Consider the following 3,598-nt stretch of genomic DNA (forward strand, 5'->3'; position numbering starts at 1 on the left):
AAAAAAAAAATAAAATTTTTTTAAAAAAATTTTCCTCCCTCTTTTTCTTCAGCTCTAAGGGGTGTTTGAAATCAACTCTAGGGGGTGTTAAAAATCTCTAAGGGGTTTTTGCTCAAAAGTACGTTTTTTAGTTCGATTTTGGCAGTATTGACAACGTTTCGAAAAGCTGTATAATGAAGATGTAACAAAAAAAGCCAATGGACGCTCTTACCTTTCCAGTTGACTTTTTTCTAATATTTAATGTTCACACACAGTATAGCAGATATTTAGAGAATTGACAAGCTCAAAAACTGTAAGCAATTACTGTATAAATACTTAGAAAAATGAGCAATTTCAAGAGGAGGAGTGATGTATGTCACTCCTTTTTTGTCCCTCTGTCCTTTTCTTGTCGTCTGGTAAGATGTCCAGTTGGCTCCTTTGTTGCATAAATATATATTTATCAAAAGGAGAAAAGTCTATGGAAAACAAAGACTTATTGGCAGACTTGTTGCAGCAACAACAGTCAAACACAAGCGGAAACAAACAGAAGTTTGATAAGCTGTACGGCATGTATCTGGGGGCACCCACGAAGGAGCATTATCCAAAGGTCAAAGACGAGAATGGAAAAACTCTGAAAGATTCACAAGGGAAGTCGGTTGTTTCAGAGGAAATGGACGGCTACACTTACACTTTTTCGGAAGTTGGAACATCAAAAATTCTGAAAGTCGTTTATCTTCCTGGGTTGTTAATTACCCCTGGTGTGATTTATCGCTTGTCAGGTTTAGGGTATGATATGCGTTCTTCTAGCATGATTTTTCTTGACGAAGACACGCTTATTGAAGAAATGGAGGCAGAGCGATGATGATTGTGATGATGTTATTGCTTCTCCTGGGTTTGATTCTGCCGATTATCTTCATAGAAAAGGAAGTTCGAAAAACCTGGTTCTTAACTTGGTGGAAAGGGATGCAAAAGATGCTTGCATTCCTCACATTTCAGGTTAAGAAAGCTGTTGATGAAGACCGAGAGACGAAAGCTCTCTGGCAAGCGCAAATTAAGTTTGACGACGCATTTGACCATTTATGGAATAGCAACGAGAGCCTCAGAAGACAGGTCCACGGGTGGAATGTAGTGAAGAACGAAATATACTTTCTGCCCGTGCTAAACGAGCAAGAGTTTGATGATTTCAATCGAAATTTGAAAAATTATTCAAGGACGATACATGCTAATTGTGAGTATCAAATTACAGGAATAACGGTCCCAGGCCTTCGTGAAGGCTACGGGCGACTACTCGTAGCGAATTTCATTTACAAGAAGAAAGCTGATATCGAGGAAGCCGAACGGCTCTCAAAGCTGGCAGAAATTCGGAACAATGAAGAAATTGATGAGGTCGATAGCGTCCTATGAGGAAGTATCCATTTTTTCATGATAGAAAGTGGGGCAGTCCTCGCTGGTTGCAGGTTCCAGGTCATGTTTTGCTTGCAGGCTCGACAGGGTCTGGGAAGTCGGTTGCGACGATGCACATGGTGCATTGCCTGGCTTCCCTTTCCCCTATCGGGGATAGGCTTTATATCCTAGATTATAAGGGGTCCAAAGACTGGAAAGAGTTGAGGGGTTGCCCTGGTTATTGGTCGGTAGAAGAAGCCAAAGAAGGTTTTGAACTAGCGTATCAGCGTTTTAGAAGACACCTGGAAGGCGTTGAACCAATTGGCGACAGTATTCATTGGCTTATCATTGATGAATTTGCTTCGTTATCAGAAGCCTATATCGATAAAAAGGAGCGAGCAGAGTTCCTGCAACGCTTCGGGGAGATGATGAGGTTGAGCCGGAATATTGGAGATGGCGACGGTGGTTGGCGTATCCTGGTTACGGTTCAACAAGCTGACTCAACTCTGTTCGGTGGTACCCAGGTACGGTCAAACTTTGGTTTGAGAATCCTGGTCGGTGGGGTATCTACCGAAGGAAAGAGAATGCTCTTTGATGTTCAAGATGATGATGATACTGAAGTGACTTCCTCGCCGCCTGGTAAGGGGTTTGCTCAGCAGTATGGCGGACGAATTATGCGGATCATTTTTCCGCATGAAAACCGCCGTGAACTGGTCTTTGCCAAAGTCCAGAAGATGCTACAACGCTCTAACCATGATGACGGCCTGGGTGGTACAATAGAAAAGACCGATACAGACGATTTAGATGTTTGAGCTGTCAGTGTATCGGGCACCAATGCACGACCCACCCAGGTGGAAGGAACTCAAGAAATCTCCGTGAGATAGTGGCAAAATTTTTTGCAGGTTCCGGCTCTGCCGGGTTCTGTGAAAAATTTTGTCCGGTTCTTGAATTGCTTCCAAGTCTATGAGATTTTGATGTAGTGCTCCAACGCCTGTCAGATTGAGGGCCGGGGTTGCAAGGGGCGGAGCCCCTGCCCTGCGGAGCAAATCGAGCGAAGCTCGAAAGGGGAAAATTTAAGATGAAAATTAAAAATTGTACGCCCCCGGTAACTAACAGGGGGGTTACGTGTACATGAACATAGAAAATAGCTATTTGATAGACTGGTTGTCCTTTACTGTAAAGGTAGGAAGTCCCCTGGAAGCCATTGAACAAGTGGGGCTTGGTAAGGTGGATTTTGTCGAGTCAGAAAGTGGGCGGTACGGATACGAAAGAGCCTACACCATGGGCGGTATTATCAATGTCTTTTACTCTGAAAATCGGTCGGATATGGGTGTTCATATCGAGATGACGGGTCAAGGAGTGCGAATATTTGAGGGTATGATGGAAGCAGAAGGCCTGACCTGGTTTGATGTATTCAGCCATCTACAAGGTTTTGTGAGCTTCTCACGGATTGACTTGGCACTAGATGAATTTGAAGGGCTTGTTTCATTTGATGATATTATCGGCAAAATCGAGCGAGGGGAACACGTTGGCAGATGTCGAGCCTTCAAAGTCATTGCTGGACGAGATTCAGACGGGAACCATACAGGAACCACAATATACATGGGAAGCAACAAATCTGATGTGATGCTGCGTGTCTATGAGAAGAAGTATGAGCGACAACAAAAAGGCTATGAGGTTGATGCTGAAATTTGGAACCGTTGGGAATTGGTACTGAAGCACGAGAAGGCAAACAGTTTTGTCGCTCAATTACTAGGCAACGGCTACAACTTCGGAGAGATTTTCAAGGGCGTTCTGTCAGATTTGATTCGCTTTGTAGAACCGTCAAACGATAGCAACAAAAGACGGTGGGCGGTGTCGCCTTGGTGGTCTGAGTTCCTGGAATCGGTGGAACCTATCAAGTTAAAAGGCAGAGAGTACCAACCAAGCCTGGCCAAGACCTTGAATTGGGTCGAAGCAAGCACGCTAACGGCGATCAAAGGACTAAGCACGATAGCCAAAGAGGAGAAGGTAGATTTCATGAAACTCCTAGAAGGTGCCAACACACACAACCAAGAAAAGGCTGATAAAATGGTTAGAGAATACAAGGGAATGAGACCAGTAGAAAAAGCCAAGTTTCAAACTCGGCTACAAAAAATAGGACAAAAATGTCCTTGACGAAAAAAAAAATAAAATTTTTTTAAAAAAATTTTCCTCCCTCTTTTTCTTCAGCTCTAAGGGGTGTTTGAAATCAACT

4 protein-coding genes are annotated in these 3,598 nt (G+C 43.5%); all 4 read left to right on the forward strand.

What is annotated here, in order from left to right:
• Positions 1 to 457: 457 nt before the first annotated feature.
• The 4 genes from ACHBHN_RS11150 to ACHBHN_RS11165 all read left to right on the forward strand — a co-directional run bounded on the left by ACHBHN_RS11150 (position 458) and on the right by ACHBHN_RS11165 (position 3,519).
• Positions 458 to 841, forward strand: a complete 384-nt coding sequence (locus ACHBHN_RS11150) for a hypothetical protein (RefSeq protein ID WP_394734143.1) — start codon at positions 458 to 460, stop codon at positions 839 to 841.
• Complete coding sequence (locus ACHBHN_RS11155) at positions 838 to 1,383, forward strand: hypothetical protein (protein WP_394734144.1); 546 nt, start codon at positions 838 to 840, stop codon at positions 1,381 to 1,383. The genes ACHBHN_RS11150 and ACHBHN_RS11155 overlap by 4 nt, the downstream gene beginning before the upstream one ends.
• A complete protein-coding gene (locus ACHBHN_RS11160) occupies positions 1,380 to 2,174 on the forward strand; it encodes an FtsK/SpoIIIE domain-containing protein (protein WP_394734145.1) in 795 nt (264 codons plus the stop codon). The genes ACHBHN_RS11155 and ACHBHN_RS11160 overlap by 4 nt, the downstream gene beginning before the upstream one ends.
• Before the next feature lie 319 nt (positions 2,175 to 2,493).
• A complete protein-coding gene (locus ACHBHN_RS11165; protein ID WP_394734146.1) occupies positions 2,494 to 3,519 on the forward strand; it encodes a replication initiation factor domain-containing protein in 1,026 nt (341 codons plus the stop codon).
• Positions 3,520 to 3,598: the final 79 nt, after the last annotated feature.

Origin of the sequence: Streptococcus sp. A22 (genome assembly GCF_043674215.1) — a bacterium.
GTDB lineage: Bacteria > Bacillota > Bacilli > Lactobacillales > Streptococcaceae > Streptococcus > Streptococcus suis_V.